Genomic DNA, 20,079 nt, shown 5'->3' with positions numbered 1-20,079 from the left:
CCCGGCGGCTCCCTCACCCCACCAACGGCAGCGCCCCGAAGTCATGGTGCTCCCAGAGGCGACGCGAGGTCTCGTGCGGGTACGCGGTGACGACCGACTCCGCGTCGAAGACCTGGATCAGCCGCCGCTCGGTGTCGTACGCGGGCCAGCCCGGGTCGCCCGTCGTGGCGAACGCCGTCCAGGCCCCGCGGAAGCGGGACGACAGGGCCTCGCCCTCCGGGGAGTGCTCGACCCCGGCGAACAGCAGGACACCGAGGTCGGCGGCGAAGGTCCCGAACAGCAGCGGTACGTCGAGGCCGTGGCAGGCACCCAGCGCGCCGCCGTAGGCGGGGGCGGACCAGGCCAGCTCGTAGACGTGCGCACGACCGCCGCCGGCGATCTGCGCCTCGGCCAGGCGCAGCGAGGGCATCCGGAACAGCGCGTCGGACTGGACCCACTCGTACAACTCTTCGGGCGAGGCGTCGGGGAAGGCCGTGCGATAGACCCGCTCGCCGTCCGAACCGGAACTCGAACCGGAACCCGCCCCGAAACCTGAACCCCTTCCCGAGCCCCTTCCCGAAGCCGTTGCCGAAGCCGTTGCCGAAGCCGAAGCCGTTCCCGCCCCAGCCTCCGCCCCCGAGCCCGAACCCGACCTCGGCCCCGACCCCGACCCCGGGCCAAAGATCCGCAGCGCCTCCGTCGCCTCCTCCTCCGTGATCTTCCCCAGTTGTCCGCCGAGCACGGTGAACAGCCGTTGCTCGTTCCGGGTGTGCCCGACGATCAGTTCCACGTCCCGTGCCGAGCCGGTCGCCAGTGCCTGCCAGGGGGCGGTCGGCAGTACCTCTCCGTCGACGACCGGCGCGAAGGCCGTCAGCGTGTGGGCGACCATGCCCCACTTGTCCTCGAACTCCCGCATCTTGGGCCCCAACGCCTCGCCCACGGCGGTCAGTCGGCGGGGGTCCACCGAGGACAGGTCGGCGGCGTCCGGCCGCAGGCCCGCCTCGGCGGCGATGGCGGCGGCGATGTCCCGGGCGAGGTCGTCGGAGAAGAAGGTGCCGGGCACGCTCTGCGCGATCGCCCGCCCGAACAGCCCGGCCGCGCTCGGCATGGCCAGCAGCGCGGCGACGGACCCGCCGCCCGCGGACTCCCCGAAGACGGTGACCCGGCCGGGGTCGCCGCCGAAGGCCGCGATGTTCTCCTGTACCCATTCCAGCGCCGCGACCTGGTCGAGCAGGCCCCGGTTGGCGGGCGCCCCGTCGATCCGGGCGAAGCCCTCCATGCCGAGGCGGTAGTTGAGGGTCACCACGACGAGGTCGCCGTCGCGGGCGATGCGCCGGGCGTCGTATCCGGGGCTGCCGGAGTGGCCGAGTTTGTACGCGCCGCCGTAGATCCAGACCATCACCGGGCGGCGGGCGGCCGGGTCCGGTTCGGGCGTCCAGACGTTGACGGTCAGCCAGTCGTCGCCCATGGGGGCGTCCAGTTTGCCGGTACGGCCCTGGAATCCCGACTCCTGCGGGGGCGGCGGGCCGAAGGCGAACGCGTCCCGGGTGCCGTCCCAGCCGGACACCGGGCGCGGGGCGGCGAACCGCGCCTCCCCCACCGGGGGTCCGGCGAACGGAATGCCCCGGAAGACCACCAGCCCGTCCTCCCGACGACCACGCACCGCACCGGCGGCGGTACGCACCACGCTCGCTTCTGCTGACGTCACGACGGCTCCCTGGGGTAAGGGAGGAACGGAACGGATCCTCCAGGGAACAGCGTGCTACGAAACAGCCGGGCGATCACCCCCTGGGGACGGGGAGGGTGATCGCCCGGATGCGATTTCGGACAGGCCGGGTCGGCCCGGGGCTCAGCTGAGCGTGCTCATCGCCTTCGGGTCGAACGCCGCCAGCTCCTCCAGCCGTCCGTCCAGCACCTTCGCCGCCCACTCCGGGTCCTGGAGAAGGGACCGGCCGACCGCGACGAGGTCGAACTCGTCGCGCTCCAGACGGTCGAGGAGGTTGTCGAGGGACGCCACCTGGGAGCCCTCGCCGCTGAAGCCCCTGATGAAGTCGCCGTCCAGGCCGACCGAGCCGACGGTGATGGTGGGCTTGCCGGTGATCTTCTTGGTCCAGCCCGCCAGGTTCAGGTCCGAGCCGTCGAACTCCGGGAGCCAGTAGCGGCGGGTGGAGGCGTGGAAGGCGTCGACGCCGGCGGCGGCGAGCCGGGTCAGGATGGTCTCCAGCTCCTGCGGGGTCTCGGCGAGCCGGGCGTCATAGTTGTCCGACTTCCACTGGGAGTAGCGGAAGAGGACGGGGAAGTCGGCCGAGACCGAGTCACGGACCGCCGCGACGATCTCCGTCGCGAACTTCGTACGGGCGACCGGGTCACCGCCGTAGGCGTCCGTACGGCGGTTGGTGCCCGCCCACAGGAACTGGTCGATCAGATAGCCGTGCGCGCCGTGCAGTTCGACGCCGTCGAAGCCGATGCGTTCGGCGGTGGCGGCGGCCTCGGCGAAGGCCGCGACGACCTCGTCGAGGTCGGCCAGGGTCATGGCCTTGCCGGTGCCCTCGGTGCCGTTGAGACGGATGCCGGACGGGCCGACCGCGGGGGCCTCGGTGTACGGCGGGTCGCCCGCCTCACGCACCATGCCGATGTGCCACAGCTGCGGAACGATCGCGCCGCCCGCCGCGTGCACCGCGTCGGCGACCTTCGTCCAGCCCGCGAGCTGCTCCGCGCCGTGGAAGCGCGGGATGCGGTCGCTCTGTCCGGCCGAGTCATGGCCGACGTAGGTGCCCTCGGTGACGATGAGGCCCACGCCCGCGGCGGCGCGGCGGGCGTAGTACCCGGCCACGTCCTCGCCGGGAACGCCGCCCGGGGAGAACTGCCGGGTCATCGGTGCCATCGCTATCCGGTTCGGGACGGTCAGGCCGTTCAGCGAGACGGGGCGGGACAGGATCTCGGCGGCGCGGGAGGCGGAGGCGTCGAGCGGCACGTGGGGGCTCCTCGAAGAGGTCGGAGATATCGAACAGGCGGTCAAACAGGAAGCGCGCGCAGGTGCACCTGCGGTTACTGCACTCTCGAACATATGTGCATGTGCATGTATCGCACTCCCCGCCTCAACCGACCCGCCCGCCGAGGCATTCCGCCGCTCTCCGCCTCCCCCGTGTGACCCTGGACACGCCCGAGGGCGGCACCCCCTGGGAGTGGGGGTACCGCCCTCGGAACGTGAAGGACAGTGATCAACCAGAGGTCGATCAGAAGTCCATGTCACCGCCCGGCATGCCGCCCGGAGCGCCGCCCGCGGCGGCCTTCTCCGGCTTGTCGGCGATGACGGCCTCGGTGGTGAGGAACAGCGCGGCGATGGAGGCGGCGTTCTGCAGGGCAGAGCGCGTGACCTTCGCCGGGTCGATGATGCCTTCGGCGATCATGTCGACGTACTCGCCGGTCGCGGCGTTCAGACCGTGGCCGACGGGCAGGTTGCGCACCTTCTCGACGATGACGCCACCCTCGAGACCACCGTTGACGGCGATCTGCTTGAGCGGGGCCTCCAGGGCGAGCCGCACGGCGTTGGCGCCGGTCGCCTCGTCACCCGTCAGCTCCAGCTTCTCGAAGACCGAGGAGGCCTGGATGAGGGCCACGCCACCACCGGCGACGATGCCCTCCTCGACGGCCGCCTTCGCGTTGCGAACGGCGTCCTCGATGCGGTGCTTGCGCTCCTTGAGCTCGACCTCGGTGGCGGCACCGGCCTTGATGACGGCCACGCCGCCGGCCAGCTTCGCCAGGCGCTCCTGGAGCTTCTCGCGGTCGTAGTCCGAGTCCGAGTTCTCGATCTCGGCGCGGATCTGGTTGACCCGGCCGGCGACCTGGTCGGCGGAGCCGGAGCCGTCGACGATCGTGGTCTCGTCCTTGGTGATGACGACCTTGCGGGCACGGCCCAGCAGGTCCAGACCCGCGTTCTCCAGCTTGAGGCCGACCTCCTCGGAGATGACCTCGCCGCCCGTGAGGATGGCGATGTCGCCGAGCATGGCCTTGCGGCGGTCACCGAAGCCCGGAGCCTTGACGGCGACGGACTTGAAGGTGCCACGGATCTTGTTGACGACCAGCGTCGACAGAGCCTCGCCCTCGACGTCCTCGGCGATGATCAGCAGCGGCTTGCCCGACTGCATGACCTTCTCCAGGAGCGGGAGCAGGTCCTTGACGTTGGCGATCTTCGAGTTGGCGATCAGGATGTACGGGTCGTCGAGGACGGCCTCCATACGCTCCATGTCGGTGGCGAAGTACGCCGAGATGTAGCCCTTGTCGAAGCGCATACCCTCGGTGAGTTCCAGCTCCAGACCGAAGGTCTGGGACTCCTCGACGGTGATGACGCCTTCCTTGCCGACCTTGTCCATCGCCTCGGCGATGAGCTCGCCGATCTGGGTGTCGGCGGCGGAGATGGAGGCCGTGGAAGCGATCTGCTCCTTGGTCTCGACATCCTTGGCCTGCTCAAGGAGGGCACCGGAGACGGCCTCGACGGCCTTCTCGATACCGCGCTTGAGGGCCATCGGGTTGGCGCCGGCGGCTACGTTGCGAAGGCCCTCGCGGACCAGCGCCTGCGCCAGAACGGTCGCGGTGGTCGTACCGTCACCGGCGACGTCGTCCGTCTTCTTGGCGACTTCCTTGACCAGCTCGGCGCCGATCTTCTCGTACGGGTCCTCGAGCTCGATCTCCTTGGCGATGGAAACACCATCGTTGGTGATCGTGGGGGCGCCCCACTTCTTCTCGAGGACGACGTTGCGGCCCTTGGGGCCAAGGGTGACCTTGACGGCGTCGGCGAGCTGGTTCATCCCGCGCTCGAGACCGCGCCGTGCCTCCTCGTCGAACGCGATGATCTTGGCCATGTGAAGTGGTCCTCCCGGACTGGGGTGGATTGCTCCGGACCGCGCTGGCGCCCGCGACGGACGGCCTGCCTGCCCAGTGGTTCCTTGCACCACCTGGCCTGCGGGCCTCACCGACCCGGTCCTTCGTTATCACTCTCACCTTCAGAGTGCTAACGCCAATGATTAGCACTCGCCCCTGCCGAGTGCAAGCGCCTCCCCTTGATCCGCAGGTGAGCGCCCCGCGCCGACAGCCGAACAACAGACCGAAGGGCTCGTACCCCCAGGGGGATACGAGCCCTTCGTCACGTCGAACAGTCAGTCGGCGCGTGCTTCAGCCGGTCGCGAGCCGGACCATGTCCGCCTGCGGCCCTTTCTGGCCTTGCGAGATCTCGAAATCGACCCGCTGACCCTCTTCCAGGGTGCGGTAGCCGTCCATCTGAATCGCGCTGTAGTGGACGAAAACATCCGCACCACCGTCGACCGCGATGAAGCCGTACCCCTTCTCCGCGTTGAACCACTTGACGGTGCCCTGAGCCATGCCTAACTCCCCTATTACTGGCCCTTGCACAGGACCGCACTTCGCGGACCCGGGTCAGACCTCCACCCCCCAACGGTTGGGGGTGTGCGCCGGAACGCGTCGACCGCGGCTGAATGTATCTGTCCAACTGCCGTCTGCAACAGGTCAATCGGACGAGAATTCAGGGCACGACTGATCGGAAATATAGGGAGAATTTGCAAAGATTTAGGGCAAGTCGGGCCCCATAAAAGCCGTATAAGGCTCAAAGATGCGGGGTACTTTGGCTACTTCTTGTCGGACTTCGGGCGCGAACTCATATGCGCCCGGTACGCGAAGTGGAGCGGGTTCCCCAACTGTACCGTGCTCAACCATGCAGAATTGCCCCCTCCGTTTCTCTCACGGAGGGGGCAATTCGATGAACTCACAGTGATTGGCATTACCAAGGGTAATGATCTCACCCTGGGTAACGGCGCGCCTGACGGTCAGCCACCGGCGACGGCCGGGATGATCGAGACGCCCGCGCCGTCCGGCGTCGTCGTCTCCAGACCCTGCTCGAAGCGGACGTCGTCGTCGTTCACGTACACGTTGACGAACCGGCGCAGCTTGCCCTGGTCGTCCAGCACGCGTGCGGCGATGCCGGTGTGGTTCTTCTCCAGGTCCGCGATGACCTCCCCGAGGGTCCCGCCCTCGGCTGTCACCTCGGCCTTGCCACCGGTGTAGGTGCGCAGGATGGTGGGGATGCGGACGTTGACGCTCATTCCTTGTGACCTCCGGTCGGGTAGCACCCCAGAGGGGCGCGGGGCTGTTGGTCTTCCGAGCCGGGCCTTACGCGAGGCCGGCCTCTCGGAAGGAGTCCAGGCTGGGACGAATGGTCGCCGTCAGCCCCGTACCGGCCACCGCGTCCAGCGTCTTGAGGCCGTCACCCGTGTTCAGGACGACGGTGGTCAGTGTCGGGTCCAGCAGCCCGTTGTCGATCAGCTTCTTGGTGACCCCCAGCGTCACCCCGCCCGCGGTCTCGGCGAAGATGCCCTCGGTCCGCGCGAGCAACTTGATCGCGTCGACGACCTGCTCGTCGTTGACGTCCTCCACGGCACCGCCGGTCCGCCGCGCGATGTCCAGCACATACGGTCCGTCGGCGGGGTTGCCGATGGCGAGCGACTTGGCGATGGTGTTCGGCTTCTGGGGCCGTACGACGTCGTGGCCGGCCTTGTAGGCGACGGACACCGGCGAGCAGCCCTCGGCCTGCGCACCGAAGATCTTGTACGGCCTGTCCTCGACCAGCCCGAGCTTGATCAGTTCCTGCAGGCCCTTGTCGATCTTCGTGAGCTGGGAGCCGGAGGCGATGGGGATGACCAGCTGGTCGGGGAGCCGCCAGCCGAGCTGCTCGCAGATCTCGTACGCGAGGGTCTTGGACCCCTCCGCGTAGTACGGCCGCAGGTTGACGTTGACGAAGCCCCAGCCCTCGCCGGCCGGGTCGCCGATCAGCTCGGAGCAGAAGCGGTTCACGTCGTCGTAGTTGCCCTCGATGCCGACGAGCTCGCCGCCGTAGATCGCGGCCATGACGATCTTGCCCTGCTCCAGGTCGTGCGGGATGAACACGCAGGAGCGGAAGCCGGCCCGGGCGGCGGCGGCACCGACCGCGCCGGCGAGGTTGCCGGTGGAGGAGCAGGAGAGGGTGGTGAAGTCGAAGGCGCGGGCGGCCTCGATGGCCTGGGCGACGACGCGGTCCTTGAAGGAGTGCGTCGGGTTGCCGGAGTCGTCCTTGACGAAGAGCTTTCCGGCCTCGACGCCCAGTTCGCGGGCGAGGTTGTCGGCCTTGACGAGCTTGGTCCAGCCGGGGTTGATGTTCGGCTTGTCGGCGACGTCGGCCGGGACGGGGAGCAGCGCCGCGTACCGCCAGATGTTCGCGGGGCCCGCTTCGATGCGCTTGCGGAGCTCTTCGGTTTCGTAGGCCGAGAAGTCGTACGCGATCTCCAGCGGGCCGAAACACTCCTCGCAGGCGAACACCGGGCCGAGCGGCACACGGTGGCCGCACTCGCGGCAGGAAAGCGCGACGGCGGGTCCGAGATCGACGCCGTCTACGCTGGTGGTGTCGTCCGGGACGGAGTTCGTGGTGCTTGCAACAGTCTGCGCAGCCATGGAGGCGAGGCCCTTTCTCCTCATCTTTCTCACGACGCACTTCGCCGTAAGACGGATTTGGCACCTTCCCGAGCCGGGAGCCTCGCCACATCGACGTGACAAGAACCGACCGGAGGGTTGCCGGGGCTTCATCGGGCCGTATCCCTCTGCCCCTCTGGATGAGCGGTATTCGGTTGTTGGTCTTCGGCGCGGAACGATCTACGCAATGCGATGGTCATCCGCGTTGTTCAAGACTGTAACCGAAGGCCAGGACAGTTGAGATAGTCGTCCGAACCGCGAGATGGATCACACCGTGACACCGGGTGATCAGACAGTGAGGAGCCGCAGACCGTGCTGAAGGAAGTCGAGCGCTGGCTGAGCAATCGCTCCTGGTCCGTGACCGATCGCCCGCTCCACAAACTCATGGCCGCCAAACGGGTCACGGGCTCCTCGGTGAGTGTCGTGCTGCCCGCGCTGAACGAGGAGGAGACGGTCGGCGAGATCGTCGCCGTCATCCGCCACGACCTGATGCAGCAGGTGCCCCTCGTCGACGAGATCGTCGTCGTCGACTCCGGCTCGACCGACCGCACCTCGCAGGTGGCCGCCGCGGCGGGCGCGCGCGTGGTGCACCGGGACGAGATCCTGCCGCGCATCCCGACCCTGCCCGGCAAGGGCGAGGTGCTGTGGCGCTCGCTCCTGGTGACGAGCGGGGACATCGTCTGTTTCATCGACGCGGACCTGAAGGAGTTCTCGTCGGACTTCGTCTCCGGGATCGTGGGGCCGCTGCTCACCGAGCCGGGCGTGGACCTCGTCAAGGGAATGTACGACCGTCCGCTGGGCGGTGCCGCCGGTCAGGGCGGCCGGGTCACCGAACTCATGGCCCGCCCGCTGCTCAACATGCACTGGCCGCAGCTGGCCGGTTTCGTGCAGCCGCTCGGCGGGGAGTACGCGGCCCGCCGTTCCCTGCTCGAACAGCTCCCCTTCCCCGTCGGCTACGGCATCGAGCTGGGCATGCTGGTCGACGCCCTGCACCTGGTGGGCCTGGACGCGCTCGCCCAGGTCGACGTGGGCGTACGCAAGCACCGCCACCAGGACGGGCAGGCGTTGGGCCGGATGTCCGCCGCGATCTACCGCACCGCCCAGCTCCGGCTGGCCCGCGGCCACCTCATCCGTCCGGCGCTCACCCAGTTCGAACGGAGCGGGGACGGTTTCGAGCCGCGTACCTACTCGGTCGACACGGAGGAACGTCCCCCGATGGCCGAAATCGCCGAGTACCAGAAGCGAAGGGCCGCGTAAGGCACCCCCGCAAGGGGCGCGGGGCTGTGACACATATGCGGCTCCGCCGCGTGGGCGCGAGCGACCCCCACCGACCCGCGGACGGCATACGGCTGAAGGGAACGTTTGAGCGTTTCCATGCGGGGCTAAGTTTCGAGGCATGGCTTCCCCCGCTTCAACGCAAGGCGCCCACGGCATCCTCGTCGCATCCAACCGCGGGCCGATCACCTACGAGATCCAGGACGACGACTCGCTGCGCGCCCGGCGCGGCGGGGGCGGGCTGGTCTCGGGGCTCTCCGCGATCGGGCCGGACGCGGGGGCCCTGTGGGTGTGCGCGGCGCTCGGCGCCGGCGACCGCGAGGCGGTCCGGCGCGGGGTCGGCGAGGACGGCGTACGGATGCTGGACATCGACGCCGACGTACACGCGGACGCGTACAACGGCATCGCGAACTCGGTGCTGTGGTTCGTCCACCACATGCTGTACCAGACCCCGCTGGAGCCGGTCTTCGACGTGGAGTTCCGGCGCCAGTGGGCGTCGTACGAGGCGTACAACCGCGCGTTCGCCGAGGCGCTGGCCGACGAGGCGGCGCCGGGCGCGGTGGTGGTCGTACAGGACTACCACCTGACGCTGGTGCCGGGCATGCTGCGGGAGCTCCGCCCCGACCTGCGCATCGGCCACTTCTCGCACACCCCCTGGGCGCCGCTCGACTACTTCCGGATGCTGCCCGACGACATCGCCGAACAGGTGCTGCGCGGCATGCTCGGCGCGGACCGGCTCGGCTTCCTGACCCACCGCTGGGCGGACGCGTTCACCGCCTGCGCCACCGCGATCGTCGGCGGACTCGGCGACACCCGGATCGGCGTGCACGGGCTCGGGGCGGACGCGGACTTCCTGCGGCGGCGGTCGCACGAGGCGGACGTCGGCGAGCGGATGGCCACACTGCGTGAGCAGATCGGGGAGGGCCGGAAGACGATCGTGCGGGTCGACCGGACCGAGCTGTCGAAGAACATCGTGCGAGGCCTGCTGGCGTACCGGCAGCTGCTGGAGGACCACCCGGAGTGGCGCGAGCGCGTCGTCCACGTGGCCTTCGCCTACCCCTCCCGCCAGGACCTGGCCGTCTACCGCGACTACACGGCCGAGGTCCAGCGGGTGGCGACCGAGATCAACTCCCAGTACGGGACGCCGGACTGGACCCCGGTCGTCCTGCACGTCAAGGACGACTTCGCGCGCTCGCTGGCCGCGTACCGGCTGGCCGACGTCGCCCTCGTCAACCCCATCCGGGACGGCATGAACCTCGTCGCCAAGGAGGTGCCGGTCGTCTCCGACGAGGGCTGCGTGCTGGTGCTCTCGCGGGAGGCGGGGGCGTACGAGGAGCTGGGCGAGGACGCGGTCGGGGTGAACCCCTACGACGTGGTCGGCACCGCGCGTGCGCTGCACGAGGCGTTGTCGATGTCGGGCGGGGAGCGTGCCGAACGCACGAAACGGCTCGCCGCGGCGGCTACGGCGTTGCCTCCGGCGCAGTGGTTCCTGGAGCAGCTGCGGGCGTTGGAGGAGCGGAAGAAATAAAAGAAGTAGAAGAAGCAGGAGGAGCAGGAGGAGCAGGAGGAGCAGGCAGGAGCAGGAGGAGCAGGCAGGAGCAGGCGGGAGACGTGTGAGCGGGGCGTCAGTCGATCTTCGCCGCCAGTGACGTCAGCAGCTGTACGACTCCCGCGGGGCCGTCGACGACCAGGTCCGCGCGTTCGGCCAGTTCGCTGACCTCGGAGCTGCCGCTGCAGACGAGGAGCCCGGGGACGCCGTCCGAGCGGAGTTTCTCGACGGCGGCGAAGGCGGGGAGATCGCCGAGGTCGTCGCCTGCGTAGAGGACGGCTTCGGCGTGGACCTCGCGGACGTACTCCAGGAGGGCGACGCCCTTGTCCATGCCCGGGGGACGGAGTTCGAGGACCATCCGCCCGGGTTCGACGATCAGACCGTGCCGGGTGGCGAGTGCGGCGAGGGGTTCGCGCAGGGCCTCGAACGCGGCCTGCGGGTCCGCCGCACGGCGGGTGTGGACGGCGAGGGCGCGGCCCTTCTCCTCGATCCAGGTGCCCTGCCAGGCGCCGTTCTCGTCGAGGACCCCGGGCAGTTCGGCACGGACGGCGGCGACGCCGGGGTGCGGGGCGGGGGCGGTGACCGTGCCGGTGCGGGCGTCCCAGCGTTCGGCGCCGTAGTGGCCGAGGACGACGAGATGGTCGAGACCCGGGACGCCCGCGAAGCCGCCGTGGCGGACCGCGACGCCCGCCGGGCGGCCCGTGACGACGGCGACGGAGGCGACCTTCGGGGCGAGGGCCGCGAGGGCGGGGACCGCGGCGGGGTGGGCGCGGGCCTGTTCCGGGTCGGCGACGATGGGGGCGAGGGTTCCGTCGAAGTCGAGTGCGATGACGGCCCGGTCGGGCCGGGTGAGGATGGCGTCGAGACCGTCGCGTCCCGCGGGGGTCGTCGGGATCGCCTGGGTCTCCAAGGTCTCCGAGGTCTCCGAGGTCGGCAAGGGTTCCGTGGCGTCCGGGGATCCCGGTGTTTCCGAATGGCTGCCCATACACCGACCCTATCCATGCGCAGTTCCCCGCACCCCCACGGCGGGGCTCCGCCCCGAATCCCCCGCCCGCCGGGTTTGCTTGTCCGCGGGCCGGTGGGGGCTGATCGCGCAGTTCCCCGCGCCCCTGAGAACCCCGGCTCACCCGGCGTTTGAGGAGAAGACCGGAGGCCGCACCCCACCCACCCCAGCAGCCATCTCCACCCCGGTCCGCGCCACTCAGCCCGTCCGGCGTTTGAGGACGAGGCCGTTCAGGCCGATCTCGGGGGTCTGGGGGCGGAGCCCCCAGGGATGACGGGGGGTCCCCCCTGCTCGAGCGAAGCCGAGAGCTTGGGGGAGGGTAGGGGCGGCGGGGGCGAAGAACTTCTCGTCGGGGCCGGCGTCAGCGTTCTGTTCGGCGGGACTCCCTGACCCGGCGCAACCGGTTCACCGTCACCGGGTCGTGGGCCAGGGCCCGCGGGTCGTCGAGGAGGGCGTTGAGGAGTTGGTAGTAGCGGATGGGAGCCAGCCCCAGCTGTTCGCGTATCGCCCGCTCCTTGGCCCCGGGCCCCGCGAACCCGCGCCGCTCCATGGCGAGGATCGCCTGCTCCCTCCCGCTCAGCCTATTCGGCTCGTCCATGGCACAGCACCGTATCCCCCGCCACCGACATCACCGCCCCGCACTCACACCGTCCGCCGCCGTCGCCGCCCGCTGGAGCGACCCGAGCACACCGGACGGGCTGCCGTCCGGGGACACCGCCTTGCCGATCTGCTTCTTGATGTCGGCGCTGACGGCGGCCCAGGAGGTCTTGCCGACCGGGTAGAGCCGGGCGGAGGGAAGCTCGTCGAGGAACGGCATGAGCTCCGCGTCGTTCCGGTCGGCCGCCATCGCGTCGGACGCGGACGTGGTGACCGGCAGCAGGTCGTACTCGTGGGAGAAGGCGAGCACGTTCTGCCGGTCGTAGACGTAGTCGAGGAACGTGCCGATCTGCTCACGGTGACCGTTCTTCTTGAAGGCCATCATCCAGTCGGCGACACCCATCGGCGCCTTGGTCCCGCCGTCGACGCCGGGCATCGGCACCACCCCGAACTTCACCCCCTTCTCGGCGGCCGCCTTCATCAGCGTGGGGTGCCCATTGAGCATCCCGACCTCACCGCGCGCGAACGCCGCGAACGCGTCGGCACGATTGAGCTTCGCGGGCGCGACGGGTCCGGTGAGGCCCTTGCCGACGAGTTCGTCCTTGAGCCAGGTGAGGGTGGCGACGTTCTGGGTGGAGTCGATGCCGTAGGTGCCGACGTCGTTGGTGTAGCCGTCGCCGCCGCTCAGCAGCCACTGCATGGTCTCCGCCTGCGCCTCCTCGGGACCGAGGGGCAGCGCGTAAGGGGTCCTGACACCACGGGACTTGAGCGCCTTCGCGTCGGCGGCGAGTTCGCGCCAGGTCGTCGGCGGGGTGAGGCCCGCGGCGGAGAACAGCTTCTTGTTGTAGAAGAGCAGCCGCGTGGAGGCGGCGAACGGCATCCCGTACTGCACCCGGTTCATCTGCCCCGCCTCGGTGAACTGCGAGGGGAAATCGGCCTGTACGGGGATGGAGAGCACGTCGTCGACCCGGTAGAGCTCGCCCTTGGCCGCGTAGTCGGCGTACGTGCCGATCTGCGCCATGTCGGGCGCGTCGCCCTTCGCGACCATCTCCTCGACCTTGCGGTCGACGTCCGTCCACGGGTAGACGGTGACCTCGACCTCGGTCCCCGGGTGGTCGGCCTCGTACGCCTTGGCCAGCTTGTCCCAGTACTTCTGGGAGCCGTTGGCCTTGGAGTCGCCGTAGTCGGCGGCGACGAGTCTGAGCGTCACGTCCCCGGAACCGCCCGAGCCGCCGCAGCCCGCGAGGGTCGCCGTCATGCCCAGGGCGGAGGCCGCCGCGATCAGTCCTGTCCTACGCCGCTGCCGCTGCACCGCTGTCTCTCCCAACCCCCGGCCGCCCCTGTCCCGGGGTGGTCCGTCTTTGCTTCTGCGTCCGTTGCATTCGTCTCGGAATGCGGATACAAGGTCTACACCACGTGAATGGACTAGACCTCTCCTGGGGTAAGGGGAGACACTGTCCCCCGTGAGACATGTCATCGCCCTCGATGTGGGCGGCACCGGGATGAAGGCCGCCCTCGTCGGGGCGGAGGGCGAGCTCCTGCACCAGGCCCGCCGCGCCACCGGCCGCGAGCGCGGCCCGGACGCCGTGGTCGACGCGATCTTCGACTTCGCGGCCGAGCTGCGCGCCCACGGCGAGCGGCACCTCGGCGAGCCCGCGGCGGCCGCCGGAGTCGCCGTCCCCGGCATCGTCGACGCCGAGCGCGGTGTGGCGGCGTACTCCGCCAACCTCGGCTGGCGCGACGTCCCGATGCGCCGGCTGCTCGGCGACCGGCTGGGCGGCGTACCGGTCGCCCTCGGGCACGACGTGCGCACCGGCGGCCTCGCGGAGGGCCGGATCGGCGCCGGGCAGGGGGCCGACCGCTTCCTCTTCATCGCCCTGGGCACCGGCATCGCGGGCGCGATCGGCATCAACGGCGGCGTCGAGGCGGGCGCGCACGGCTTCGCGGGCGAGATCGGCCATATCGTCGTACGACCCGGCGGGACCCCGTGTCCGTGCGGGCAGCACGGCTGTCTGGAGCGGTACGCGTCCGCCGCGGCCGTCAGCCAGGCCTGGGCCGAGGCCTCGGGCGACCCGGACGCGGACGCGGCGGACTGCGCGCAGGCGGTGGAGTCCGGGGACCCCCGGGCGCGGGAGGTCTGGCAGAACGCCGTCGACGCGCTGGCCGACGGGCTCGTCACCGCGCTCACGCTGCTGGACCCGCGCACCCTGATCATCGGCGGCGGTCTCGCCGAGGCGGGGGAAACCCTGTTCACACCGCTGCGGGCCGCCGTCGAGCGGCGCATCACCTTCCAGAAGCTGCCGAACGTCGTCCCCGCGGCCCTCGGGGACACCGCCGGCTGCCTGGGCGCGGGCCTGCTGGCCTGGGATCTGCTGAATCAGCCGAGCCGGCCGGACCGGTCGAGCCCGCCGGACCCGTCGAGCCGGCCGAGCCGGCCGAATCCGCCCACCACCGCTTCCCGACCGACTTCGGAGGTAACCACCTGATGGCCCCTAGAACGGTTCTCACCGGTGCCAGGGTGGTACTGCCCACCGGAGTCGTGGACGACGGCCGCGTGATCGTGGACGGCACACGCATCGCCGGAAGCGCTCCGGACCACACTCCCCGGATCGACCTCTCGGGCCACTGGCTCGTCCCCGGCTTCGTGGACCTCCACAACCACGGCGGCGGCGGAGCCTCCTTCACCTCCGGAACCGTCGAGGAGGTCCTCCGGGGCGTCCACACCCACCGCCTGCACGGCACCACCACCCTCGTCGCCTCGACCGTGACCGGTGACATGGACGGCCTCGCCCAGCGCGCCGGGCTGCTCTCCGAACTGGCCGAGCAGGGCGACATCGCGGGCATCCACTTCGAGGGCCCGTTCATCTCGCCGTGCCGCAAGGGCGCGCACTCCGAGGCGCTGCTGCGCGACCCGGACCCGGCCGAGGTCCGCAAGCTGATCGACGCGGCGCGCGGCCGGGCCAGCATGGTCACCCTCGCCACCGAACTGCCGGGCGGCATCGACTCCGTACGCCTGCTGGCCGAGCAAGGGGTGATCGCGGCGATCGGGCACACGGACGCGACGTACGAGCAGACGGTGGAGGCCATCGACGCGGGCGCGACCGTGGCGACGCACCTGTTCAACGCGATGCCCGCGCTCGGGCATCGCACGCCCGGCCCGATCGCGGCCCTCCTGGAGGACGAGCGGATCACCGTCGAGCTGATCAACGACGGCACCCACCTGCACCCCGCCGCGCTCCAGCTGGCGTTCCATCACGCGGGCGCGGACCGCGTGGCGTTCATCACGGACGCCATGGACGCGGCGGGCTTCGGCGACGGCCGCTATCTGCTCGGACCGCTGGAGGTCGAGGTCAGCGAGGGTGTCGCCCGGCTGGTGGAGGGCGGCTCGATCGCGGGCTCCACGCTCACCCTCGACCGCGCCTTCCGGCGGGCGGTGACGCTCGACCGGCTGCCGGTCGAGGACGTCGTCGCGGCCCTGTCCGCCAACCCGGCCCGGCTGCTCGGCCGGTACGACACGGTGGGCTCCCTGGAACCGGGCAAGGACGCCGATCTGGTGGTCCTGGACGCGGACTTCACCCTCAAGGGCGTGATGCGCAGGGGCACCTGGGTGGTCGATCCCCAACTGGGGTGATTCGCACCCTTGTCGGTGCCGGAGAGGGTGACGGAGATGACGTACGGCGGTTGGCCCGGAGGACTGGGCCGACCGCCGCTGCCTTTGGCATGATCGAGCCTCCGGAACTGTCCAACTGTCGGCAAGCGCATCGGGGGAGGTCGGCCGGGGTGATCCTCACGGTCACGCTGAACACCGCTCTCGACATCACCTATCGCGTACGGTCCCTGCGCCCGCACACCGCGCACCGGGTGACCGAGGTGACCGAACGCCCCGGCGGCAAGGGCCTGAACGTGGCCCGGGTGCTCGCCGCCCTCGGCCACCGGGTGACGGTCACGGGCTTCACGGGCGGCCCCACCGGCCGCGCTCTGCGGGACCACCTCACGGACACACCCGGGGTGGTGGACGCGCTGGTCCCGGTCACCGGCCCGACGCGCCGCACGATAGCCGTGGTCGACACGACGACGGGTGACACGACTCAACTCAACGAACCCGGCCCGGAGATCACCCCCGCCGAGTGGGCGGCCTTCCAGGAGGCCTACGAGGTGCTGCTGCGCTCCGCCTCGGCGGTGGCCCTGTGCGGCAGTCTGCCGCCGGGGGTGCCGGTGGGCGCGTACGCCGGGCTGATCCGCACGGCGCGCGCGGCGGCCGTGCCGGTCTTGCTGGACACCAGTGGCGAACCGCTGCGCCGTGGCGTCGCCGCCCGCCCCGACATCGTCAAGCCGAACGCCGAGGAGCTGGCCGAACTCACCGGTTCCCACGAGCCGTTGCAGGCGAGCCGGGACGCCCGCAGGCGCGGCGCGCACTCCGTGGTGGCCTCGCTGGGTGCTCAGGGGCTGCTCGCGCACACCCCGGACGGCCTGTGGCGGGCCGCCCCGCCGCGCCGTGTGCACGGCAACCCGACCGGAGCGGGCGACTCGGCGGTCGCGGGTCTGCTGTCGGGCCTGGTGGAGCGGCTGCCCTGGCCGGAGCGCCTGGCCCGTGCCGTCGCCCTGTCCGCGGCGACCGTACTGGCCCCCGTGGCCGGCGAGTTCGACCGCCCGGCGTACGAGACGCTGCTGGACCAGGTCGCGGTGACGGGGGACGCGACGGCGGCGTGACGTCGACGCGCGGCGAAACCCAATGTCATGCCCCTGCCCGCACCGTTAATCTCAGTTCTCCTCACAGGAGTTCGGAGAAGCCATGCAACTCAACCGTACGGTCCGTCCGCTCGCCGCTGTAGCGGCTATGGCCGGCGCGCTACTCGTTGCCACATCGGCCACCCCCGCTACGGCAGAGGGTTGGCCCGGCGCCTTCGCCTACACCAACCACACCGCTACCGTCAGGGCCGATACGAGCACTAGTTCCGCCAAACTCGACACCATACCTGGGGACGAGGGAAGGCAGTGTGTGAGCGAATCGTGCGTGACCAAGACTGGGGGCTCGTACACCTGCTGGACCGGCGGTCCTAGCGGCAGGACGTGGGTTGCTGTTCTCACCAAGAATGGCCGCTTGGGTTACGTGGCCGCGAAGTGCGTGACGTTTCAGCGCTTTAAGTAAAGAAAAGTAAGTGAAGCGCCCTTGCCCGCCTCATGTGGCGGGCAAGGGCGCTTCACTTACCTCGTGCGCTACTTCCACCCTGCTTCCAACGAGAGTTGGTCGAGATTGGCGTCGCACTCGTTGCCCTGCTCGCAGGAGATCTTGATGACGTTGGTGCCCTTGTTGAGGGTGATGTCCCCCCAGGTATTGGTCCAGCCCTTCTCGTAGTCACCCTCTGCAGCTTTGGCAAAGTTCTTCATGTTGAGCGGGCGGTTCTGGGCCGTGCCATTGACCGTGAGTGTGGCGTTGGCATCCTTACCGGGCACTCCGTAGTTGACGTACAGCGTGTACTTGCCGGCCTTGCTGATACTGCTCACGTTCCAGGTGACGGACGCGCCGACCTGATTGAAGTTCGTGACGTAGACGCCACCGTCCGCCTTGGCGCCCTTGACGTCTGACGCCGTGGTCGTGCCGCCCGACAGGTTCAGCGCCTTCGCGTCGATCTTCGGCAGTTCGGCCTCGGGCCCGGCGGACTCGCTGGCCGACGCGCTCGGTGACGCGCTCTGCGAGGTCGAGGGCGTCGAACCCGCTTCGTCGCCGGTCTTGTTGTCGTTCGAGTCGCCGTTCATCATCGCGACGCCGATGCCGATGACGACGGCGGCGACCACCGCGATCGCGCCGATGAGCAGGCCCTTGGTGTTCGGTCCACGGCCGCGACCGCCACCGCCCGCTGAATGCCGGGTGGTGGGAGCCCCGCCGGGGACCGTCTCGGGCGCCGCGTAGGTGGCGTTGGGCTGGCCGTACGTCCCCTGCTGCGGCACCTGGCCGTACTGCGCGGTCGGGGCGGTCGGGGCGGCCTGCTGGCCGTACTGCGCGGTCGGGGCCTGCTGGCCGTGGCCGGCCTGCTGCTGTCCGTACTGGCGTTCGCCGACCGCCCGCACCCGGTTGACCGAGCCCGGGTAGCCGTAGCCGCCGCCTCCGCTGGGCGGGGTGGCGCCGTTGGCCTGACCGTCGGCGTACAGATAGCCGAACGGGTCGTCGTCCTCGGGCGTGCTCGCGCCGTTGTTGCCGGGCGTCATCCCTTGGTCTCCTCAACAGGTGCGGTTCAGATGCGGTACATGGATGAATGTCGAGCCTACCCGCTTCCAGGGGGCCAAACGGGTGGCCTTCGCCGCATCAACCCACTGACCTGCGACTTATCCGGCGCGCCGATGCTGTTTGGGACGAGACCGTTTCTCGACGTACATCCGTTCGTCAGCGGATTTCAACACCTCGTCCGCCGTCATGCCGCAATGTGCCCACCCGATGCCGAAGCTGGCGCCCACCCGGACCGCCCTGCCGTCCACCCGGATCGGCGGGATGATCGCGTTCCGCAGCCGTACGGCCAGGTCAGCCGCGTCCGCCCGGCCGAGCCCGTCGGCGAGCACCACGAACTCGTCGCCGCCGAGCCTGGCCACCGTATCGCCGTCCCGGACGCCGTTGGTCAGCCGGCGGGCGACCTCGATGAGCACCTCGTCGCCCGCGTTGTGCCCGAAGCGGTCGTTGATGGACTTGAAGCCGTCGAGGTCGCAGAAGAGGACCGCGAGCCCCTTGGCACCGTCGTCCGTCTCGCCCTCGGGCGCGACGGTGTGCACATGGTGGTCGAAGGCGTCGTACGCCTCGGAGCCCACGGCGAGGTCGAAGCCGTGCGCGTGCCCGTTGACCTGGCCGTTGAGGTGAGTGCTGCCGAGTCCGTCGAAGCCGCCGTGCTCGGCCGCCTGGTCCGCGAACGGCCCGTGCCCGTACGCCGCGTCCAGCGACTCGACCGCGCCCGGCTGGAGTGCCTGCGGGCGCTGGCAGAGGCGGGAGCCGAGGCGGGAGCGCAGCTCGGCGGAGTTCGGCAGGCCGGTGAGCGAGTCGTGCGAGGCGCGGTGCGCGAGCTGCAGCTCGCGGCGCTTGCGCTCCTCTATGTCCTCGACGTGCGTGAGCAGGAAGCGGGGGCCGTCGGCGGCGTCCGCGACCACGGAGTTGCGCAGGTTGACCCAGACGTACGTGCCGTCACGACGGCCGAGTCTGAGCTCGGTGCGGCCACCCTCGGCGGACGTCCTGAGCAGGGTGCCGATGTCCTCGGGGTGCACGAGGTCGGAGAAGGAGTAGCGGCGCATCGCGGAGGCGGGGCGGCCCAGCAGACGGCACAGGGCGTCGTTGGTGCGCAGGATGCGGCCGTGCTGGTCGCCGCCCATCTCGGCGATGGCCATGCCGGACGGGGCGTACTCGAAGGCCTGCCGGAAGCTCTCCTCGCTGGCGCGCAGGGCCTGCTGCTCGCGCTCCAGGCGGACCAGGGCGCGCTGCATATTCGCACGTAGACGCGCGTTGCTGATCGCGATGGCGGCCTGGAAGGCGTACATCTGGAGCGCCTCGCGGCCCCACGCGCCCGGCCGCCGCCCGTTGCGCGGCCGGTCCACGGACAGGACGCCGATCAGCTCGCCCCGGGCGGCGCCGGAGACACCCGGGGTGTACATGGGTGCGAAGAGGCGGTCGGAGGGGTGCCACTCGTCCTCGAAGCGGGGCGCGGGACCGTCGGTGTACCACTGCGGCACGTCGTCCTCGTCGAGGACCCAGCCCTCGGTGTGCGGTATGAACCTGAGGTCGCCCCAGGCCTCGCCCATGTTCAGCCGGCGGTCCCAGGAGGAGCGGGAGCCGACGCGTCCGGTGATCAGTGCTTCGGCGGCGGAGTTGCCGGCGAGCGCGGCGACCACGAGGTCGTTGTCGGGGCGTACGAGGTTGACACACGCCAGCTCAAAGCCGAGGCCCGTGACCACGCCGTCGGCGACGGTCTGCAGCGTGTCCGCCAGGCTCCGCGCGGTGTTCATGTCCGCCATCACCTGATGCAGCTGCCGCAGGGTCGCAAGACGGACGTAGGGCTCCGACTCGGTCTCCATTCGCCCTCCCCTCGAGACCTCGCAGCAACTCCAGGGTTGTCTTCGGCGTACCTGGTTCTCTTCGACGTTCTCTTTGACGTTCTCGTCGGCGTACTACTCGGCAGCTTCTTAC

General features: G+C 70.2%; 16 protein-coding genes and 1 riboswitch. Of the genes, 5 read left to right on the top strand and 11 right to left on the bottom strand.

What is annotated here, in order from left to right:
* Window positions 1-13 precede the first annotated feature (13 nt).
* The 6 genes from RV986_RS29060 to thrC form a co-directional block, all read right to left on the bottom strand.
* Window positions 14-1,687, bottom strand: a complete 1,674-nt coding sequence (locus RV986_RS29060) for a carboxylesterase/lipase family protein (protein ID WP_475920209.1) — start codon at window positions 1,685-1,687, stop codon at window positions 14-16.
* Between the two features lie 141 nt (window positions 1,688-1,828).
* Window positions 1,829-2,953, bottom strand: coding sequence for an NADH:flavin oxidoreductase (locus RV986_RS29055; RefSeq protein ID WP_475920208.1), 1,125 nt, complete (start codon window positions 2,951-2,953; stop codon window positions 1,829-1,831).
* A 262-nt stretch (window positions 2,954-3,215) separates the two neighbouring features.
* Complete coding sequence (gene groL, locus RV986_RS29050; protein WP_475920207.1) at window positions 3,216-4,841, bottom strand: chaperonin GroEL; 1,626 nt, start codon at window positions 4,839-4,841, stop codon at window positions 3,216-3,218.
* A 310-nt stretch (window positions 4,842-5,151) separates the two neighbouring features.
* Complete coding sequence (locus RV986_RS29045) at window positions 5,152-5,358, bottom strand: cold-shock protein (RefSeq protein ID WP_007493268.1); 207 nt, start codon at window positions 5,356-5,358, stop codon at window positions 5,152-5,154.
* A 461-nt stretch (window positions 5,359-5,819) separates the two neighbouring features.
* Window positions 5,820-6,095: a MoaD/ThiS family protein gene (locus RV986_RS29040; protein WP_475920206.1), complete on the bottom strand. Its 276-nt coding sequence runs from the start codon at window positions 6,093-6,095 to the stop codon at window positions 5,820-5,822.
* A gap of 67 nt (window positions 6,096-6,162) precedes the next feature.
* Entirely contained in the window at window positions 6,163-7,476 is a 1,314-nt protein-coding gene (thrC, locus tag RV986_RS29035; RefSeq protein WP_475920205.1) for a threonine synthase, read from the bottom strand.
* A 17-nt stretch (window positions 7,477-7,493) separates the two neighbouring features.
* A riboswitch (SAM riboswitch) is annotated at window positions 7,494-7,641 on the bottom strand.
* Between the two features lie 165 nt (window positions 7,642-7,806).
* Between thrC and RV986_RS29030 the strand changes: the two genes are divergently transcribed.
* Entirely contained in the window at window positions 7,807-8,751 is a 945-nt protein-coding gene (locus tag RV986_RS29030; protein WP_475920204.1) for a glucosyl-3-phosphoglycerate synthase, read from the top strand.
* Window positions 8,752-8,890: 139 nt separating this feature from the next.
* Window positions 8,891-10,297 (top strand): alpha,alpha-trehalose-phosphate synthase (UDP-forming), encoded by a 1,407-nt coding sequence (locus RV986_RS29025; RefSeq protein WP_475920203.1) that lies wholly within the window; start codon window positions 8,891-8,893, stop codon window positions 10,295-10,297.
* A 97-nt stretch (window positions 10,298-10,394) separates the two neighbouring features.
* On the opposite strand, the gene otsB is transcribed toward RV986_RS29025, so the two are convergent.
* From otsB to RV986_RS29010, 3 genes are all read right to left on the bottom strand, one after another.
* Window positions 10,395-11,303: a trehalose-phosphatase gene (gene otsB / locus RV986_RS29020; protein ID WP_475920202.1), complete on the bottom strand. Its 909-nt coding sequence runs from the start codon at window positions 11,301-11,303 to the stop codon at window positions 10,395-10,397.
* Between the two features lie 379 nt (window positions 11,304-11,682).
* Window positions 11,683-11,919, bottom strand: a complete 237-nt coding sequence (locus RV986_RS29015; protein ID WP_475920201.1) for a DUF3263 domain-containing protein — start codon at window positions 11,917-11,919, stop codon at window positions 11,683-11,685.
* A gap of 30 nt (window positions 11,920-11,949) precedes the next feature.
* Entirely contained in the window at window positions 11,950-13,176 is a 1,227-nt protein-coding gene (locus RV986_RS29010) for an extracellular solute-binding protein (RefSeq protein WP_475924468.1), read from the bottom strand.
* 244 nt (window positions 13,177-13,420) lie between these two features.
* Between RV986_RS29010 and RV986_RS29005 the strand changes: the two genes are divergently transcribed.
* From RV986_RS29005 to RV986_RS28995, 3 genes are all read left to right on the top strand, one after another.
* Entirely contained in the window at window positions 13,421-14,404 is a 984-nt protein-coding gene (locus tag RV986_RS29005; protein WP_475924467.1) for an ROK family protein, read from the top strand.
* The gene (nagA, locus tag RV986_RS29000) at window positions 14,404-15,549 is read left to right on the top strand and encodes an N-acetylglucosamine-6-phosphate deacetylase (RefSeq protein ID WP_475920200.1); all 1,146 of its coding nucleotides are present in this window, start codon (window positions 14,404-14,406) and stop codon (window positions 15,547-15,549) included. The genes RV986_RS29005 and nagA overlap by 1 nt, the downstream gene beginning before the upstream one ends.
* Before the next feature lie 149 nt (window positions 15,550-15,698).
* A complete protein-coding gene (locus RV986_RS28995) occupies window positions 15,699-16,628 on the top strand; it encodes a 1-phosphofructokinase family hexose kinase (RefSeq protein ID WP_475920199.1) in 930 nt (309 codons plus the stop codon).
* Window positions 16,629-17,135: 507 nt separating this feature from the next.
* Here the strand turns inward: RV986_RS28995 and RV986_RS28990 are convergent.
* Together RV986_RS28990 and cdgB are read right to left on the bottom strand one after the other, a co-directional pair.
* A complete protein-coding gene (locus RV986_RS28990; RefSeq protein WP_475920198.1) occupies window positions 17,136-18,125 on the bottom strand; it encodes a CBM35 domain-containing protein in 990 nt (329 codons plus the stop codon).
* A gap of 117 nt (window positions 18,126-18,242) precedes the next feature.
* Window positions 18,243-19,967 carry a diguanylate cyclase CdgB gene (gene cdgB / locus RV986_RS28985; protein ID WP_475920197.1) on the bottom strand — a complete coding sequence of 575 codons (1,725 nt, stop codon included), beginning with the start codon at window positions 19,965-19,967 and terminating at the stop codon, window positions 18,243-18,245.
* Between the last annotated feature and the right edge of the window lie 112 nt (window positions 19,968-20,079).

The sequence above is a fragment of the Streptomyces sp. RLA012 genome, from assembly GCF_056270325.1.
Note: the sequence above shows the minus strand (reverse complement) of the source record. Positions and strands in the feature narration are given on the sequence as shown.